The sequence below is a fragment of the Azospirillum sp. TSO35-2 genome, assembly GCF_003116095.1.
Classification (GTDB): Bacteria; Pseudomonadota; Alphaproteobacteria; order Azospirillales; family Azospirillaceae; genus Azospirillum.
Genome location: NZ_LGRA01000001.1, coordinates 14,216 through 32,719, shown reverse-complemented (window position 1 = coordinate 32,719; position 18,504 = coordinate 14,216). Strand labels below are relative to the sequence as shown.

At 68.6% G+C, this 18,504-nt stretch carries 14 protein-coding genes; 7 read left to right on the top strand and 7 right to left on the bottom strand.

The features are described from left to right. Window positions 1–173: 173 nt before the first annotated feature. Entirely contained in the window at window positions 174–1,103 is a 930-nt protein-coding gene (locus TSO352_RS00130; protein ID WP_109105378.1) for a neutral zinc metallopeptidase, read from the top strand. A gap of 68 nt (window positions 1,104–1,171) precedes the next feature. Here TSO352_RS00130 and TSO352_RS00125 read toward each other — a convergent pair whose 3' ends face one another. Next, window positions 1,172–2,065, bottom strand: coding sequence for a hypothetical protein (locus TSO352_RS00125; RefSeq protein ID WP_109105377.1), 894 nt, complete (start codon window positions 2,063–2,065; stop codon window positions 1,172–1,174). A gap of 259 nt (window positions 2,066–2,324) precedes the next feature. On the opposite strand from TSO352_RS00125, the gene TSO352_RS00120 reads away from it, so the two are divergent. Continuing rightward, complete coding sequence (locus tag TSO352_RS00120) at window positions 2,325–3,692, top strand: nucleotide sugar dehydrogenase (RefSeq protein ID WP_109105376.1); 1,368 nt, start codon at window positions 2,325–2,327, stop codon at window positions 3,690–3,692. 273 nt (window positions 3,693–3,965) lie between these two features. Here the strand turns inward: TSO352_RS00120 and TSO352_RS00115 are convergent, their stop codons facing one another. Beyond that, on the bottom strand, window positions 3,966–4,643 hold the full coding sequence (locus tag TSO352_RS00115) for a DUF2076 domain-containing protein (protein WP_247871800.1): 678 nt from the start codon (window positions 4,641–4,643) through the stop codon (window positions 3,966–3,968). A gap of 94 nt (window positions 4,644–4,737) precedes the next feature. On the opposite strand from TSO352_RS00115, the gene TSO352_RS00110 reads away from it, so the two are divergent. Next, window positions 4,738–5,880, top strand: a complete 1,143-nt coding sequence (locus tag TSO352_RS00110) for an RNA-guided endonuclease TnpB family protein (protein ID WP_109105374.1) — start codon at window positions 4,738–4,740, stop codon at window positions 5,878–5,880. Window positions 5,881–6,303: 423 nt separating this feature from the next. On the opposite strand, the gene TSO352_RS00105 is transcribed toward TSO352_RS00110, so the two are convergent. From TSO352_RS00105 to TSO352_RS00085, 5 genes are all read right to left on the bottom strand, one after another. After that, a complete protein-coding gene (locus TSO352_RS00105; protein WP_199231440.1) occupies window positions 6,304–6,684 on the bottom strand; it encodes a helix-turn-helix domain-containing protein in 381 nt (126 codons plus the stop codon). Then, window positions 6,677–6,940, bottom strand: a complete 264-nt coding sequence (locus TSO352_RS00100) for a BrnT family toxin (RefSeq protein WP_109105373.1) — start codon at window positions 6,938–6,940, stop codon at window positions 6,677–6,679. The genes TSO352_RS00105 and TSO352_RS00100 overlap by 8 nt, the downstream gene beginning before the upstream one ends. Window positions 6,941–7,419: 479 nt before the next feature. After that, entirely contained in the window at window positions 7,420–9,369 is a 1,950-nt protein-coding gene (gene cysN, locus TSO352_RS00095; RefSeq protein ID WP_109105372.1) for a sulfate adenylyltransferase subunit CysN, read from the bottom strand. Beyond that, a complete protein-coding gene (gene cysD, locus TSO352_RS00090) occupies window positions 9,369–10,340 on the bottom strand; it encodes a sulfate adenylyltransferase subunit CysD (protein WP_348770523.1) in 972 nt (323 codons plus the stop codon). The genes cysN and cysD overlap by 1 nt, the downstream gene beginning before the upstream one ends. Then, window positions 10,333–11,187, bottom strand: coding sequence for a sulfotransferase (locus TSO352_RS00085; RefSeq protein WP_247871799.1), 855 nt, complete (start codon window positions 11,185–11,187; stop codon window positions 10,333–10,335). Before TSO352_RS00085 ends, cysD begins: the two co-directional genes overlap by 8 nt. Before the next feature lie 808 nt (window positions 11,188–11,995). On the opposite strand from TSO352_RS00085, the gene TSO352_RS00080 reads away from it, so the two are divergent. From TSO352_RS00080 to rfbC, 4 genes are all read left to right on the top strand, one after another. Further along, window positions 11,996–12,814 carry an ABC transporter permease gene (locus TSO352_RS00080; protein WP_109105371.1) on the top strand — a complete coding sequence of 273 codons (819 nt, stop codon included), beginning with the start codon at window positions 11,996–11,998 and terminating at the stop codon, window positions 12,812–12,814. Further along, on the top strand, window positions 12,804–14,216 hold the full coding sequence (locus TSO352_RS00075; RefSeq protein WP_109105370.1) for an ABC transporter ATP-binding protein: 1,413 nt from the start codon (window positions 12,804–12,806) through the stop codon (window positions 14,214–14,216). Before TSO352_RS00080 ends, TSO352_RS00075 begins: the two co-directional genes overlap by 11 nt. Before the next feature lie 232 nt (window positions 14,217–14,448). Continuing rightward, window positions 14,449–17,889 (top strand): glycosyltransferase, encoded by a 3,441-nt coding sequence (locus TSO352_RS00070; protein WP_158284480.1) that lies wholly within the window; start codon window positions 14,449–14,451, stop codon window positions 17,887–17,889. A gap of 3 nt (window positions 17,890–17,892) precedes the next feature. Continuing rightward, on the top strand, window positions 17,893–18,444 hold the full coding sequence (gene rfbC / locus TSO352_RS00065) for a dTDP-4-dehydrorhamnose 3,5-epimerase (protein WP_109105368.1): 552 nt from the start codon (window positions 17,893–17,895) through the stop codon (window positions 18,442–18,444). The last annotated feature ends 60 nt before the right edge of the window (window positions 18,445–18,504 follow it).

Sequence of the window (18,504 nt, the reverse complement as noted above, 5' to 3'; positions counted from 1 at the left end):
GGCTTTTCAAGGTCCGCCACGCCCCGGCCCCCGCCGTCGCCGTCCGATTCCGTCCATGGTCCTGACATGGCCCCGAAGCCGCCGCCTGGAGCCGCCGCCTCGAGCCACCGTATGGAACGCGCGGGACGCGCCGCGGTTTCGTTTCCACCGGAACGAGGACAAGGGAGGCGGCCATGCGGTGGCAAGGCGGGCGGGAGAGCGAGAATGTCGAAGACCGCCGCGGTGGCGGCGGGCTGGGAGGCGGGTTCGGCGGGCCGGGCGGCGGATTCCGCATCGGCCGCGGCGGGCTGGGCGTCGGCGGGGCGATCCTGCTGCTGGTGGTGTCGATGGTGCTGGGCGTCGACCCGACGGTGCTGCTGAACGGCGGCGACCCGACGGCGGAAAGCCCGACGGCGCAGAACCAGCCGGCCGGCCGCAGCCAGGTCGGCGACGCCGGGACGGCGGGCGGTGCTGGAAACGACGACCTGAAGCGCTTCGTCTCGGTCGTGCTGGCCGACACCGAGGACACCTGGCAGGCGCTGTTCAAGCGGATGGGCCGCCAGTACCAGGACCCGACGCTGGTGCTGTTCACCGGGACGGTGGCGTCCGGCTGCGGCCGGGCCCAGGCGGCGATGGGGCCCTTCTACTGCCCGATGGACCGCAAGCTCTACATCGACCTCGGCTTCTACCGCGAGCTGCGCGACCGCTTCCAGGCCCCCGGCGACTTCGCCCAGGCCTACGTCATCGCCCATGAGGTCGGGCACCATGTGCAGAACCTGCTGGGCATCTCCGACCAGGTGCAGGCGGCGCAGCAGCGGGCGCACAGCCCGGCCGAAGCCAACGCCCTGTCGGTGCGGCTGGAGCTGCAGGCCGACTGCCTCGCCGGCGTCTGGGGCAACCACGCCAGCCGCGACCGCCAGCGGCTGGAACCCGGCGACGTCGAGGAGGCGCTGACCGCCGCCAGTGCGATCGGCGACGACCGTCTCCAGCGTCAGGCGCGCGGCACCGTCACCCCCGACAGCTTCACCCACGGCAGTTCCGCCCAGCGCGTCCGCTGGTTCCGCACCGGCATGGAAAGCGGCCGGATCGAAGCCTGCGACACCTTCAGCAGCGATCGGCTGTAGCGAGGTCATGGCGGCGAACAAGGAGCTTTGTGTGTCGATCCTGTCCTCCCACGCGCGATTGACCGGGCTTACGATCCACGCCCCCTACCGGCATCCCCCACCGCCGCCCCGCGCATCAGCCGCAGATAGTCGAGCACGCGGGCGGTGCGCCAGTCCGGTTCGGCCCAGCAGCCGGCTTCCCGCGCACGCCGGCAGGCGGCCACGGCTTCCAGCCTGCCCTGGTTGGTCACCGGCCGCAGGTCGGCGGGGACGGTCGCCAGATAGGCGGCGGCGAGGTCGTCGGGCGGGGCGGGACCGGTTTCCAGCCAGCGTTCGGCATCCTGGAAGCGGTCGCGGCACATCAGCGCGATCATGCAGTCGCAGGCCGATTGCAGACCGGGCACCAGCCGGCCGGGACTGACCGACAGGATCGGCAGCAAGGGCGCCAACGTCGGCACCAGATGGTTGGCGTAGAGCGTCGCCCCCCAATAGCGTTCGGCCGTCTGCCGGAAATGCGCCAGATCGCGCACCGGCACCAGCCCGGACTCCGCGACCGGCAGGATCTCCACCTTCGGCTTGGTCACGACCACCGTGTCGTTCGACACGTCGACATAGAGGGCGCCGATCTGCAGCGCGTTCTGGAAATACTGCTCGCGCAGGACGCCCCAGACGCTGCGCAGCACGCCGCCCTCGTCGATGAAGGCGCGCAGCGCACGCTCCACCGGGCCGGCCGGCTGGGCCAGCCGTTGCAACAGGCGGGCGACGAGGTCGCGGGTGATCTCCTCGCACCGGCCATAAGGGTAGGGCTTGCCGCCCGCCGGGGCCAAGCCGGCGAGCGCCCGGTCGCTCTCCTCGCGCAGGGCCAGGAAATAGCCGTGCAGCGCCGCCGGATCGCCGGCCAGATGGCGGGCGGTCAGCGCCGACTGGCGGGCGTCCACCGGGGCGATCTGCTGGGGCAGGAGGGGCGGCGGTGAAGGCGGCATCGGGGGCGGGGGTCCGTCGGTTCCGGTCTGTGCGGAGGAGTGCGGAGAAGGAAATTGGCACTCTTCCCGCCCCGGAGACCAGAGCTTCCGCAAGGTGGCGCCTCGATGCCGCCGTCAACCCATACGGAACGGGGGTTGCGGAAAGCCGTCCCGCCGTCACACAGTCGGCTGCCGCCTGCGGGCCACCGTCCGCGGGCGGCTGACGTCTCTCCTTCGAGCACCCCTTATCTTCAAAGCGTCGACACGGAACGGCAGCACGATGACCACACCAGACAGCGCCGGGCTCGACCTCCAGCGTCCCGACCTCCAGCGCCTCGAGACCGCCTATCGCAGCCGCAACGCGCGGGTCGCCGTGGTCGGGCTCGGCTATGTCGGGCTGCCGCTGGCGCTCGCCCTGACCGGGGCCGGCTTCGCGGTGGTCGGCTTCGACATCGACCCGGCGAAAGCCGGGGCGCTGAACGACAGGCGCTCCTACATCCGGCAGATCGGCGACGACCGGGTCGCCCAGGCGGTGGCGACCGGGCGCTTCCGGGCGACGACCGACGCCGACGCGTTCGCCGCCTGCGACGCCGTCATCGTCTGCGTGCCGACGCCGCTGTCGCCGCAGCGCGAGCCGGACCTGAGCTTCGTCGAGGCGTCCACCCGGCTGATCCGCGACCGGCTGCGGCCGGGGCATCTGGTGGTGCTGGAATCGACCACCTGGCCCGGCACCACCGACGAGGTGATGCGGCCGATCCTGGAGGAGACCGGGCTGGCCAGCGGGCGGGACTTCTTCCTGGCCTATTCGCCCGAGCGCGAGGATCCCGGCAACATCACCTTCACCACCAGCACCATCCCCAAGGTGGTCGGCGGCGACGACGCGGGCGCGCGGCGGCTGGCGGTGGCGCTCTACGAGCAGGTGGTGCCGCAGGTGGTGGCGGTGTCCGGCACGCGGGCGGCGGAGGCGACCAAGCTGACCGAGAACATCTTCCGCTCGGTCAACATCGCCCTGGTGAACGAGCTGAAGATCGTCTTCGAGCCGATGGGCATCGACATCTGGGAGGTGATCGAGGCGGCGAAGACCAAGCCCTTCGGCTTCATGCCCTTCTACCCCGGCCCCGGCCTGGGTGGCCACTGCATCCCGATCGACCCCTTCTACCTGACCTGGAAGGCGCGCGAGTACCAGATCTCCACCCGCTTCATCGAGCTGGCGGGCGAGGTCAACACGATGATGCCGCGCCATGTGGTCGACCGCCTCGCCCTGGCGCTCGACCGGCGGTTCGGCATCGGCCTCAGCCGGGCGCGCGTCCTGCTGGTCGGCATGGCCTACAAGAAGAACGTCGACGACAGCCGGGAATCGCCGGGGCTGCGGCTGATGGAAATGCTGCTGGAGCGCGGGGCGGCGGTCGACTACCACGACCCCTTCATCCCGGTGCTGCCGGTGACCCGCGAGCATGCGGCGCTCGCCGGCCGGACCTCGATCGCTTGGGAACCCGGGACGCTGGCCGGCTTCGACGCGGCGGTGATCGTCACCGACCATGACGGCGTCGACTACCAGAGCCTCGCCGCCCACTGCCCGCTGGTGGTCGACACCCGCAACGCGATGCGCACCGTCGAGGGCTTCGCCGACCGCATCGTCAAGGCCTGAGGAGTCAAGGTCTGAGGGTGGGGCGGGGCCGGTGTTTGGAACAGCGTGGAACAGGCCGGGCGCTGCTGTTCCATCGGTCGGCCATGGCAGAGGGAGGGCAGGCCGGCGATCCCGGTGGAGGGCGCTGAAGGGGCGGGCATGGCGTCGGCTCCCTGAGAGGCTGGATCCGACGCCACTTTATAGGAATAATTTCCCGGAAGGGACATTAAGTCGATGGGGAAACGGCCCAGGAGGGAACCGGCCGGGGGACCGGCCCCCTCCCGTGGGTCGGGATCAGAGCTCGTCTTCGCCGCCGAAATCGCCCCAGCCGCTGTCCTCGACCGCCTGTTCGGCATGGTCGGTGGCGGCGGTGGCCGCATCGGTGGCCGCGGTGGCGGCCTCGGCGGCCATCGCCTCGCCGCCGGAGAACATGCTGGACAGCGCGCTGCCGATCAGCATGCCGCCGGCGACGCCGGCCGCCGTCTGCATCGCCCCGGCCATGAAGCCGCCGCCGGCCCGCGGCTGCTGGGCGTAGGCGGCGACGCGCGGGTCGCCATAGGCGGGGTTGCCGACCGGACCATTGGCAGCCGGCGGACGGCCCCAGGGCGAGCCGGGCGGCATGGTGGCAGCCGGGGACGCGGCCGGCGCCGCCGGGTATGAGGGCTGCGGAGCCGGCCGGCTGCCGCCGCCGAACAGGCTGCCGAACAGCCCGCCGCCGCCGGATTGGGCGGGGGCGGCCGGGCGGTCGCGCAACTGGCGCTCCAGCTCCTCGTTGCGGGCCTGGCTGGCGGCGAGCGCCTGTTCCATCATCACGATGGCCTGGGCCATCAGGTAGGGGGCGGCCGGCTGGCGGGCGACCCGCTCGCGGATCAGCGTCTCGGCCTCGGGATCGCGCGGGCCGGAATGCGCCTCGGCCTGGTGCAGCTTGGCGAACAGGTCGTCGATGATCTGGCGTTCGGTCTGGTCCATCATGCTTTCGCGACGAAAACTGCCCCTAAAGGAAGCAGTGAACGCCGCTTCTCCTTTGCTGTTGAAAAAGAATGGAAATTGGAAGAGTAAGTGACCGATGCAGGTCCTGAGCTACAGATATCGCCTCTATCCAAACCGGGCTCAGAACGTCGGGCTGGAGATGATGCTGGGTAGCTTCTGCGACCTGTACAACGCCGGCCTTCAACAACGCATCGAAGCCTATCGCCGACAAGGCAAAACGTTGCGCTACATCGACCAGGCGGCTGAACTGAAGGCCGTGCGCGTTGTCGACGAGCGTCTGGCTGGATACAGTTTCAGCGCTGAGCAGCAGGTGCTCCGCCGTCTCGACAAGGCCTTCACGGCGTTCTTCCGTCGCTTGAAGACCAAGACCAAGGCTGGTTTTCCACGCTTCCAGGCCAAGAACCGGTTCGACAGCGCTGAGTTCAGGGTTGGCGATGGCCTGACGGTCCGCAAGAGCAAGCGTCTCGGCATCACTGGTATTCCCGGCGAAATTAAGGTGAACTGGCACCGCGACCTTCCGATCGGTGCAAAGATTGGTGCCGCCGTTCTGTCTCACTCTGCCGGGCGGTGGTTTGTTTGCTTCCAGATCGCACTGCCTGACCAAGAGGTTCAGCCACGCGACGGTGCCGCGGTCGGCATCGACGTTGGGCTGTCCAACCTGATAGCCACCTCCGACGGCGAAAGAGTGGAAACGCCACAGTGGACAAGGCACGCCGCCAAAAAACAACGGCGCCTTCAGCGGGCGCTTGCCCGCTGCAAGCGAGGCAGCAAGCGCCGGCTCAAGGCCAAGCAACGGCTGGCCCGGCACAGCGCCGCCACGGCCAACCAGCGCCAGAATTTCCTGCATACCCTGTCCCGGGCGCTGGTGGACCGCTACGCCGTCATTGCCCTTGAAGATCTGAGCGTCGACCGCTTGGCCCGGTCGATGCTTGCCAAGGCCGTTCACAACGCCGCATGGGGCCAACTTCGGCACTTCATCGAATACAAGGCTGCAAGTGCCGGTGTTCGGGTGGACGTCATCGATCCGCGCGGAACAAGTCAGACCTGCCCGGCTTGCGGAGCCGTCGTCGCCAAAACCCTGTCCGATCGTGTGCACCGCTGCGACTGCGGTTGCGTGCTGGATCGCGACGTTGCAGCGGCGAAGGTCATTCAGCAACGAGCGCAGGGAACGAGGCCGGGACACGGCCTTCGGACGCCAAGCCAGCGGGATGCCGCATAGCTTGTCCGAAAAGCCGACCGCTTCAGCGGGCGGAATTGTCACGGCGATGCTCGCTTCATTAAGGACTGCACAACAAGCCACTCCCACATCCCGAAGGGGCGCAAGGCTGCGGCCGCGCACCGGAGGGGCGGTGCGCGTCGGGACAGCGTCGGAAGCGGGGCGGGGAGGTTCGGGATCCGGGGGTGGACGGTGTGGGACGAGGCGTTTTGGGACAAGGACATCGGTCCCTCCAAGTGCGGTCACGCCCGTCGGCGCAAGAGCAGGTGAAGAGATCCGACATCGCGACCACGTCTAAGTCGCCAGAGGGGCCCGGATCCAGGTGATGAGCACGTGGCCCCGTCCCCGTTCCCTGTCAAGACGCACCGCTTACCTTTTCCTTTTGAAAGAATAGGATTGGAGCATTGGCGGGGTGGGGGCCGCCGTTCACGCGGCGGCCCTCCTCGCCACCACAGCGGCCACCAGCTCCGGATCGGTTTCGATCACCAGCAGAAGGGTGCGGGTGGCGGCTTCGGGCTGCTTTCGCCCCTGCTCCCAGTCCCGCACCGCGGAAACCTTAAAGCCGAAGCGCTGGGCGAAGGCGTCCTGGGTCAGGCCAAGCTTGAGGCGGATGCCGCGGACGCTGACGCCGCCGTCGGGGTGGATGATGCGCAAGGCCCCGGCCGGCACGCCGGAGAGGTCGGGGGCATCGGGATCGCTGGCGGCGGCGCGCTCGACCTCCTCGTCAGTCATGGCGTCGATGCGCTTCCAATCGACGGCGGCCATGGCGGCCGCGCGCTGGTCGTCGGTGAGGGTGGGCTTACCCATAGAGCTGGACCTCCTTCTTGCTGGCGCGGCGCAGGCTGATGATGTGGCGCCAGCCGCAGCGCGGGGTGTAGACGCAGAGGAACAGACGGTCGGCGATGGTGCCGAAGGCGTTGAGGCGGACCTCGCCGTAGCGGGCGAGGCTGTCCGCGACCTCAAATTCGACGGTGAGCGCCTCAAAGACCAGGACCGCGGCGGCGAAGTCGATACCGTGCTTGGCGCGGTTCGCTTCGTTCTTGGCGTCGTCCCAACAGTGCATCGTGCGCTCCGTCGTTGATGGCCCACACTACGTCCAAGACGTAGATCGGCCAAGCGCCAACCACGTCCTGGACGTAGTTTCCCGATCTGAGTGAGACGAGGGGATTAGGAAACGCCAAGGGTCGTCCTGCGGCGCCCCTTGCGGGTGGGACCTTTGCGATGGCGCCGCCGGTCAGTCACGCCCCATCGCCCAGCCGACCGCGGTCACGACGCCGCAGGCGACCAGACCACCCCACTGTCCCGAGCCGGTGGCTTACAAGGAGGATCGAGGCAATCGGTCCAAGGATCGGCATTTGCCTGCATGGACAGGGCGGCGCCGGCGGCGGCATAGCCCCATGCGTCCAGGAGCGGCCACAGCGCGACCCATACCGCGCCGGCCACGGCGGGCAGGCGTCGGCCCGTGTTCGGCTGGCTCCCGCCATCCCGAACAAGGCCGATCCTGTCAGGCGCTACGCCGGAAACCCCAGCACCCGCCCCCCCTCAGATCACCCCGCGCCGCCGCAATTCCTCGACCATCTGGGCGACCATCTCGTCGGCCGTCCGTTCGGCGCCGTGCAGGGTGATCTCCGGCGCTTCCGGCGGCTCATAGGCGCTGTCGATGCCGGTGAAGTGGGGGAGCTGGCCGGCGCGGGCCTTCTTGTACAGGCCCTTGGGGTCGCGGGCCTCGCAGACCGCCAGCGGCGTGTCCATGAAGATCTCCAGGAACTCGCCGTCCTCCACCAGGGAACGCGCCATGCGGCGCTCCTCGCGGAAGGGGGAGATGAAGCTGACCAGCACGATCAGGCCGGCCTCCACCATCAGCTTCGCCACCTCCGCCACCCGGCGGATGTTCTCCACCCGGTCCTCGTCGGTGAAGCCCAGATCCCGGTTCAGGCCGTGGCGGACGTTGTCGCCGTCCAGGATCATGGTGCGGCGGCCCAGACGGTGCAGCTCCTGCTCCAGCCGGTCGGCGACGCTGGACTTGCCGGAGCCGGACAGGCCGGTGAACCACAAGACCGCCGGCTTCTGCAGGCCGCCGGCCCGCGCCGCCTTGTCCAGCTTCGAGGCGTGGCGGTGGATGTTGGAGGCCCGGCGCAAGGGAAAGCGGATCATGCCGCAGCCGGCGGTGGCGTTGGTCAGCCGGTCGATCAGGATGAAGCTGCCGGTGTCGCGGCTGTCGGCGTAGGCGTCGAACGGGATCGGCCGGTCGAGCGCCAGGTTGCAGAAGCCGACGTCGTTCAGGTCCAGATGCTTGGCGGCGACGTGTTCCTGGGTGTTGACGTTGACGGCGTGCTTCAGCTCGGTCACCTGGGCGCCGACCGTCGCGGTGCCGGCCCGCAGCAGGTAGGAGCGGCCGGGCAGCAGCGGCTGCTCGTCCATCCACACCACATGCGCGGCGAACTGGTCGGCGACCTCCGGCCGGCCGTCGGCGGCGACGATCATGTCGCCGCGGCTGGCGTCGACCTCGTCGGCCAGCACCAGGGTGACGGCGCGGCCGGGGACCGCCAGCTCCAGGTCGCCGTCCAGGGTGACGATGCGGGCGACGCGGGTCGTCCGGCCGCCGGGCAGGATGGCGACGGCGTCGCCGACGCGCACCGCGCCGCCGACCACCGTGCCGGCGAAGCCGCGGAAGTCCTGGTTGGGGCGGTTCACCCACTGCACCGCCATGCGGAAGGAGCCGAGCGTCTCTTGCGCCGCGGCGTCCACGCTCTCCAGATGGCCGAGCAGGGTGGGGCCGCCGTACCAGCCCATGGATTGGGACGGCTTGGTGACGTTGTCGCCGGTCAGCGCCGAGACCGGGATGCAGGTGACCTCGGCGATGCCGATGCGCTGGGCGAAGACGCGGTAGTCGGCGGCGATGCGCTCGAAGGTCTCGCGGTCCCAGCCGACGGCGTCCATCTTGTTGACCGCCAGCACGACGTGGCGCACGCCCAAGAGCGAGACGATGGTGCTGTGGCGCCGGGTCTGGGTCAGCACGCCCTTGCGCGCGTCGACCAGCAGCACCGCGGCGTCGGCGGTCGAGGCGCCGGTGACCATGTTGCGGGTGTACTGCTCGTGGCCCGGCGTGTCGGCGACGATGAACTTGCGGCGGTCGGTGGTGAAGAAGCGGTAGGCGACGTCGATGGTGATGCCCTGCTCGCGCTCCGCCGCCAGCCCGTCGACCAGCAGCGCCAGATCGAGCTGGCCGGCGCCGGTGGTGCCGAAGCGGGTGGAGTCCGTCTCCAGGCTGGCGAGCTGGTCCTCAAACAGGCATTTGCAGTCGTAGAGCAGCCGGCCGATCAGCGTCGACTTGCCGTCGTCCACCGAGCCGCAGGTGATGAAGCGCAGCAGGTCCTTGCTGTTCTGGCGGGCCAGATACTCCTGCACTTCCGTGGCGGCCTCCGCGGAGGCGATGCCCGCGGGAGCGGGGGCGGCGTCCGTGGTGGCGGCGGGATCGAGGTCCTTCAGCATCAGAAGTAGCCTTCCTGCTTCTTCGCTTCCATCGAGGCGGCGGCGTCCTGGTCGATCACCCGGCCCTGGCGTTCCGAGCTGGTGGCCAGCAGCATCTCGCGGATGATCTCCGGCAGCGTGGCGGCGGTGCTGCGCACCGCCCCGGTCAGCGGGTAGCAGCCGAGCGTGCGGAAGCGCACCCAGGCGATCTCCGGCGTCTCGCCGGGCTTGAGCGGCAGGCGGTCGTCGTCGACCATGATCAGGGCGCCGTCGCGCTCCACCACCGGGCGGGGCTTGGCGAAATAGAGCGGGACGACGGGGATGGCCTCCTGGTGGATGTATTGCCAGATGTCCAGCTCGGTCCAGTTGGACAGCGGGAAGACGCGGATGCTCTCGCCCTTGTGGATGCGGCCATTGTAGAGGTTCCACAGCTCCGGCCGCTGGTTCTTCGGTTCCCAACGGTGGGAGGCCGTGCGGAAGGAAAAGATGCGCTCCTTGGCGCGGGACTTCTCCTCGTCGCGGCGCGCCCCGCCGAAGGCGGCGTCGAAGCCGTGGCGGTCGAGCGCCTGTTTCAGCGCCTGCGTCTTCATCACGTCGGTGTGGACGGCCGAGCCGTGGCTGAACGGCCCGATGCCCTGGCGCACCCCGTCCTGGTTGATGTGGACGATCAGCTCGACGCCGAGGTCCGCCGCCATCCGGTCGCGGAAGGCGATCATCTCGCGGAACTTCCAGGTGGTGTCGACGTGCAGCAGCGGGAAGGGCGGCTTGGACGGGTGGAAGGCCTTCATCGCCAGATGCAGCAGCACCGCGCTGTCCTTGCCCACCGAATAGAGCATCACCGGGTTGTGGAACTGGGCCGCCACCTCGCGCATGATGTGGATGCTCTCCGCCTCCAGCCGCTGGAGATGGCCCAGGCGCGCGTCGGGGAGAGCGTCGGGGGCCAGCAGGGCGGCGGTCGGATCGGGGCGTGTGTCGAGCACGGTGTCAAGCATAGCCGGCCTTCTTCTGCATGTCTCCGGCCACCGCATCGAACACCGTCCGACGCTTGCGCGACCAGTCGAGCGGGCGCTTCGACGGGTCGAAGCCTTCGGGTTTCTTCACGGGCGTCCAGCTCACCTCGCCGTTGCGGCGCGAGGCCCTGGACGACCCCAGGATGGGGAGATCGGCGATCCGTTCGAACGGATAACGCGAATCCTCCAGCCCCAGGAATGACAAAAGATCGCGGGCCGCACCGTCGGGGTCGGCCACCGCGTCCTCGAACCGGACCAGGCGGCAGACGTCGGGGCTCATCCGGCTCTGCGCCTCCAGCGCCGCGGCGGTGCCGTAGCTCCATTCGCGGCAGACGTCGGCGAAGGTCCGGCCCAGGAAGCGCAGCGGCCAGGTGTCGATGGTCGACTGCACCGCGCGGCGTCCGTCGCGCAGCACGATCAGGCAGCGTTCGGTCGGGAACAGGTAGGGGAAATACCGCATCATCCGGGTGTGCGGCGACTTGACGACCACGGTCTTGCCGGCCGGAAAGCCGGCCTCGATGCGGCGCAGGAAGCCGCCGACCATGCAGGCGAACATCTCCAGGTCGTGGATCGATTCACGGTTGCGCCGGTAATAGCGCAGGAAACGGCCCTCGTAGGCGCGCGCGTCCTCGATGGTGTTGAGGAGCGGCAGCTCGCGGATGCCGTAGGGGTTGACGGCGACGTCGGGGTGCAGTTCCAGCAGGCTCTGCAGGTAGTTGGTGCCGCTGCGCGGCATCACCCCGTGCAGGAAGACGATGCGCGGCCCCGTCCGGACGCCGGGCCGGGCCTCGTCCTCGCCGGCGGCGATGCCCCGGATCGACCGCGTCACCTCCCTCAGGTGGCGGGCATTCTCTTCCGAGAACCAGGGGTCGAAGAAACTCGACCGCTCCGTGTTCGGAAGCCGCAGAAGTCGTCGTCCGACAAAGCCGATCTCTTTCTGCAGACGATGCGCGACACCATCGCCAAAGTGATCGCGGAGCGATGTGGTGTATTGATCGGCTATCAGGGTCTTCGCGTTCCAGAACACAACGGCCTCCTTCTGGGTCACCTCTGTGCCATGCGTCTCGGAAGTTCCGCGACATCAACCTTTCACGCGCCTGTCTTCCAGATCGGGCGATCGTCGCGTCACACACTTTGTTATGGTCACATCGGATTGGGTTTTTTATGCCGAATTGGGAGCTAACCCCATGGTCACGAGAATCGCAGGCTGCCTTCTCCAATGGATGATCCCGATCCGCACCATAGATCGACGAACCATCACGACTTCATTTTCATACCGCCAAGTCGCGATTGGAATGGACTTGCCGGATACTGATACGTCCGAGTGGAAAAATTCCCTGCGTCTTCATGGGTGGTAGTCCATCAAATGGAAAACCCGGTTTATACTCTTCCGGAACCTCCGTCCGGATGGCCGGGAGTGCTGGGCGAGATGCCCGACTCTCCGATCTTTCGGGGTAAAGGGAGGGGTCGAAGGTCCATGCCCCCGCCCGTTCTTTCCGGTCTGCGGGCCCGAACGGGGGCCGCCGGCGACCACGGACGCTTTCGCTTGAACGGTGCCGGGGCGGGGGTTATGGTCGGCCCCGGCCGCAGACGGGGAATACTTTAAATTGTTTAAATCTCAGTCGGCAAACCCAACGGTGGCGGGTTTCGGCGCCGGCCCCTTTGCCCTTTTCCAGACCGCCTGGCACCACCGGTCGCTGATCCTGCGGCTGGCCCGGCGGGAGATCGACGCCCGCTACCGCGGATCGGTGCTGGGCATCGTCTGGGCGGTGCTGAACCCCATCCTGATGCTGGCGGTCTACACCTTCGTCTTCTCGGTGGTGTTCCAGGCGCGCTGGGGGACGACCGGCGGCAGCAACACGGAATTCGCCCTGCTGCTGTTCTCCGGCCTGATCCTGTTCAACGTGCTGGGCGAATCCCTGAACCGGGCGCCCGGCCTGATGCTGGAGAATGTCAGCTACATCAAGAAGGTGGTCTTCCCGCTGGAGATCCTGCCGCTGGTGTCGCTGGCCGTCGCCCTGTTCAACGCCGGCATCGGCTTCGTCATCCTGCTGGTCTTCCACCTGGCCACCGCCGGGCTGCCGCCGCCGACCGCGCTGCTGCTGCCGCTGGTGCTGGCGCCGCTCTGCCTGACCACGCTGGGCCTGACCTGGTTCTTCGCCTCGGCCGGCGTGTTCCTGCGCGACATCCGGCAGGTGGTCACCGTCGGCGTGACGGTGCTGATGTTCCTCAGCCCGATCTTCTACCCGATGACCGCCATCCCCGAGCGCTTCCGCGCCATCCTGCACCTGAACCCGATGACGGTGATCCTGGAGCAGTCGAAGGACCTGCTGTTCTGGGGCCGGGTGCCGTCGCCCCTCAGCTGGGGGCTGGCGACGCTGGCCGCCTGGGGGCTGGCCTGGCTCGGCTATGCCTGGTTCATGAAGACCCGCCGGGGGTTCGCCGATGTCGTCTGATACCGTTGCGTCCGATACCCCGGCGTCCGGGAACGACGTCGTCATCCAGGCCGAGGGGCTGGGCAAGGCCTACGCCATCTTCAAGCGCCCGCAGGACCGGCTGAAGCAGATGCTGGTGCGCGGCCGGCGCAAATACTACGACGAGTACTGGGCGCTGCGCGGCGTCGACCTGACGGTGCGCCGCGGCGAGACGGTCGGGCTGATCGGCCGCAACGGCTCGGGCAAGTCGACCTTCCTGCAACTGCTCTGCGGCACGCTGACGCCGACCACCGGCCGCATCGCCGTCACCGGGCGGGTCGCGGCGCTGCTGGAGCTGGGCGCCGGCTTCAACCCCGAATTCATCGGGCGCGAGAACGTCTACCTCGCCGCCTCGGTGCTGGGGCTGTCGAACGACCAGATCGCCGAGCGCTACCAGTCGATCGCCGAGTTCGCCGGCATCGGCGACTTCATCGAGCAGCCGGTGAAGCTCTATTCCAGCGGCATGTACGCCCGCCTCGCCTTCGCGGTGGCGGCGCATGTCGACGCCGACATCATGATCGTCGACGAGATCCTGGCGGTCGGCGACGCCGCCTTCACCCAGAAATGCATGCGCTTCATCCACCGCTTCAAGGAGCGCGGCACCCTGTTCTTCGTGTCGCACGACACCGGCCAGGTGGTGAACCTGTGCGACCGGGTGGTGTGGCTGGACAACGGGTCGGTGCGATCGATCGGGTCGGCCAAGGAGGTCTGCCACGAGTATCTGGCGGCGCTCTACAGCGACCAGGACACCTCGCGCGGCTTCCGCATCGGCGGCGCCCGCCAGGCGCTGCCCCAGGCCAGGCGCGACGAGCCGGTGGAGGACGCGCGGGCCGAGCTGCTGAAATCCTCGCAGCACCGCAACACCATCGAGCTGTTCGAGTTCAACGACGGCGGCCCGTGGTTCGGCAACCGCGGCGCCAGCATCACCGGCGTCTCGATCCTCGACGCCGGGGAACAGCCGCTCGCCGTGCTGGAAGGCGGCGAGGTGATCGTCCTGAAGGTGAGCTGCCGGGCCGAGAAGGAGGTCCACCGCCCGATCGTCGGCTTCTACGTCAAGGACAAGCTGGGCCAGAACCTGTTCGGCGACAACACCTTCCTCACCTACCAGCTCGATCCCGTCACCATCCCGGCCGGCCAGGGCTTCGCCGCCCGCTTCCGCTTCCAGATGCCCTACCTGCCGAGCGGCGACTTCTCCATCACGGTGGCGCTCGCCGAGGGCACGCAGAACGACCACGTCCAGCACCATTGGGTCGAGGACGCGCTGTTCTTCAAGGTCCACGCCAGCCACGTCGTCCGCGGGCTGGTCGGCATGCCGATGCTGGCGATCACGCTCGACGCCGAGCCCGCCGAAGCCGCCGCCACCCCCCCCGCCACGGCCGGGTGAGGCAGGAAAACCGCACCGCCGGGCATTGTGCCGCCCGGCAAAGCGGGCTCCGGACAGCGGCTTGCATTCCGGTTGGGTGTCAGCGTATGTGTGTCGGCGGCTGTGGCGGGGCCGTCCGGCGGGAAAGCCCGGAATCATGGGCTTCCGCCACGTCATGGAACGGTCGGACGCGGAACGGTCGGACGCCCGGGGCGGCCTCCGGTGCGAAGCCAGGCAGAACAAGAGGCGACAGGTGGATTCGTTTTTGAAGGACGCGGCTTCCGATACTCTCCATCGTCTCTGCCGGCCGATCAGTTTCCTCACCCCGGACCTCATCGTCGCCCCGCCGTCCTGGCTGGGCCACACGCCGTTCGCGCTGTGGATCATCGACGCGCTGCGCCCGCGCACCTTCGTCGAGCTGGGCACCCACACCGGCAACTCCTATTCGGCCTTCTGCCAGGCGGTGAAGCAGCTCGAACTCGCCACCGCCTGCTTCGCGGTCGACACCTGGCAGGGCGACCCGCAGGCCGGCTATTACGGCGACGAGGTCTACCGGACGCTGGCGGAGTTCCACGACCCGCGTTACGGCGCCTTTTCCCGCATGATGCGGATGACCTTCGACGAGGCCGCCGTCCATTTCTCCGACGGCGGCGTCGACCTGCTGCACATCGACGGCCTGCACACCTACGAGGCGGTGCGCCACGATTTCGAGACGTGGGCGCCGAAGATGAGCGGCCGCGGCGTCGTCCTGTTCCACGACATCAACGTCCGCAAGGGCGATTTCGGCGTCTGGAAGCTGTGGGAGGAGCTGTCGGCCCGCTACCCGTCCTTCGGCTTCCTGCATTCGAACGGCCTGGGCGTGCTGGGCGTCGGCGACGACCTGCCGGACGAGGTCCGCTGGCTGTTCGAGGCCGGCCGGGAGAACGGCGAGCGCCCGCAGCAGATCCGCGCCTTCTTCGACCGGCTCGGCAGCGGCGTCATCGAAACCCAGCAGGCGCAGGAGCGCGCCCGCCGCATCCTGGGGCTGGAGCAGGACGTCGCCGGCCTGCACGAGACCGTCCGCGGCCGGGTCGACGAGATCCGCGACCTGATGGGCACGGTCGCCGCCCGCAACGAGTCCATCGCCACCCTGCAGGAGTGGATCGCCGGCCGCGACGCCCACATCGTCGAGCTGGGCGAACAGATCGGCGTGCTGGGCGGCCGGATCGAGGCGTTGCGGCAGGAGGGGTCCGACCTGCGCCGGCAGCTGGACGACGCGCAGGCCGAGGCCGAGCGCCTGCGCCTCGCCAACGACGAGCTGCACGGGGTGGTCCGCGCCCGCGACCACCACATCCATTCCCTGGTCAACTCGACCTCCTGGAAGGTGTCGGCCCCCGTCCGCAAGCTCGGCCGGCTGTCCAAGGAGCTGCGCCGCTTCCACCGGTCGTGCCGCCACGCCATGGCGCTGGAGCCGATGCACGACGTCGCCCGCCGGGATGACGGCAGCTTCGAGACCCACGGCGTCGACCCGGCCTTCCGGCTGGTGTCCGACCAGGGCCGCTGCCCGCACGGCTGGTGCGTCATCACCTACCGCGTCGCCGACGCCACGGTGCCGCTGGCGCCGCTGCTCTACATCGACTGCGGCGCCGGCTTCGGCGAGGGCGTCATCGTCCGGCTGCCGCCGGTGGTCGACGGCGAGGCCGAGGCCCTGGTGCTGCTGCCCTACGAAACCCAGGCCCTGCGCCTGGACCCGACCGACCGGCCGGCGCGCTTCCGGCTGGAAGGGCTGACGATCCAGGAGATCGGCAAGCTCCAGGTGCTGCAGCGGGCGCTGAAGACCTACCAGGGCCAGGCCTTCCGCGGCCTGACCTACCTGCGCCAGCACGGTCTGGCGGCGACCAAGCACAAGCTGCTGCAGGACCTGCAGCCGAACACGCTGGTCACCGATTACGAGAGCTGGATCCGCCTGTACGACACGCTGACCCCGTTCGACCGCCAGTCCATCGCCGAGGCGATCGGCCGGATGGCGCGGCGTCCGCTGATCTCCGTCGTCATGCCGGTCTACAACACGCCGGAACCCTATCTGCGCCGCGCCATCGACACGGTGCTGGAGCAGCTCTACCCGCACTGGGAACTGTGCATCGCCGACGACGCCTCGACCGCCCCGCACGTCGCGGCGGTGCTGGCGGAGTATGCCGGGCGCGACCCCCGCATCAAGACGGTGCGGCGCGAGACCAACGGCCACATCTCGGCGGCCAGCAACACCGCGCTGGAGCTGGCGTCGGGCGAGTTCGTCGCCCTGATGGACCATGACGACGAGCTGCCGCCGCACGCGCTCTACATGGCCGCGGACGAGATCAACCGGCACCCGGACGCCGACGTCATCTATTCCGACGAGGACAAGATCGACGAGAACGGCCGGCGCTACGACCCCTATTTCAAGACCGACTGGAACCCCGACCTGTTCCACGGCCAGAACATGGTCAGTCATCTGGGGGTGTTCCGCCGCACGCTGCTGACGGAGATCGGCGGCTTCCGCGTCGGCTACGAGGGCAGCCAGGATTACGACCTGGTGCTGCGCGCGGTGGAGAAGACCACGGCGGCGCGCGTCCGCCACATCCCGATGATCCTCTACCACTGGCGGGTCTTCTCGGCCTCCTCGTCCTTCTCGACCGTCGCGCTGCCGACGGCGACGGACGCGGCGCGCCGGGCGCTGCAGGACCATTTCCAGCGCATCGCCCTGCCGGTGACGGTCACCCCGGCGCCGGGGGCGGAATGGTACACCCGCGTCGTCTACCCGGTGCCGGAGCCGGCGCCGCTGGTCTCGCTGCTGGTGCCGACCCGCGACAAGGTCGACCTGCTGCGCCAGTGCGTCGAGGGCCTGCTGGACGAGACGGACTACCGCAACATCGAGGTGCTGATCCTCGACAACAACAGCGAGGAGAAGGAGACGCTCGACTACTTCGCCTCGCTGGAAGGGCGCGACCGCGTCCGGGTGCTGCGCTACGACGGGCCGTTCAACTTCTCCGCCATCAACAACTTCGGCGTCCGCGCGGCCAAGGGCGAGCTGATCGGCCTGATCAACAACGACATCAAGATCATCGGGCCGGGCTGGCTGACCGAGATGGTCGGCCATGCCCTGCGGCCGGAGGTCGGCGCGGTCGGCGCCAAGCTGTATTACGGCGACGACACCGTCCAGCACGCCGGCGTCATCACCGGCATCAACGGCGTCGCCAACCACATCCACAAGCATTTCGCCCGCGAGCATCCCGGCCATTTCGCCCGCCTGATGCTGACGCAGAACATGTCCTGCGTCACCGCGGCCTGCATGGTCATGCGCAAGGCGGTGTTCGAGGAGGTCGGCGGCCTGGAGGAGGAGCATCTGGCCGTCGCCTTCAACGACGTCGACCTGTGCCTGCGGGTGCGCGACGCCGGCTATTTCCTGGTCTGGACGCCGCACGCCGAGCTGTACCACCTGGAATCGGCCTCGCGCGGGTCGGACATGGCGCCCGACAAGATCGCCCGCTTCAAGCGCGAGATCGCCTACATGCACGAGCGTTGGGGCAAGGCGCTGGTCGAGGATCCGTTCTACAACCCGAACCTGACGCTGGAGACGTCCGACTTCGGGCTGGCCTTCCCGCCGCGCACGGTCAAGCCCTGGCTGCTCAAGGAGCGCCAGGAGCCCCGGAAAACGCTCCAAAAGGAAAGCATCTGAGCCATGGACGTCGTCTCCCTCGACATTCCCGACGTGAAGATCCTGCGTCCGAAGAAGTTCGGCGACCATCGCGGCTTCTTCTCGGAGACCTACAACAAGAAGACGTTCGAGGCGGCCGGGCTGCACTACGACTTCGTCCAGGACAACCAGTCGCTGTCGGCCGAGGTCGGCACCGTGCGCGGCCTGCATTTCCAGCTGCCGCCCTTCGCCCAGGACAAGCTGCTGCGGGTGGTCAAGGGCGCGGTCTTCGACGTCGCGGTCGACATCCGCAAGGGCTCGCCCACCTTCGGCCGGCACGTCAGCGCGGTGATCAGCGCCGCGGAGTGGAACCAGATCCTGGTGCCGATCGGCTTCGCCCACGGCTTCTGCACGCTGGAGCCGGACACCGAGGTCATCTACAAGGTGACCAACTATTATTCGGCCGAGCATGACCGCGGCATGCTGTGGAACGACCCGGCGCTGGGCATCGACTGGCCGGTCGCCGCCGACAAGGCGCGGCTGTCCGACAAGGATCACAAGCACCCGACCTTCGCCCAGCTTGGCGACTGGTTCTGACGGCGCTATTGGACTTCGAGGGGCTTCGGCCCCGCTTTTCGGCCCCGGTTTCGATCCTGG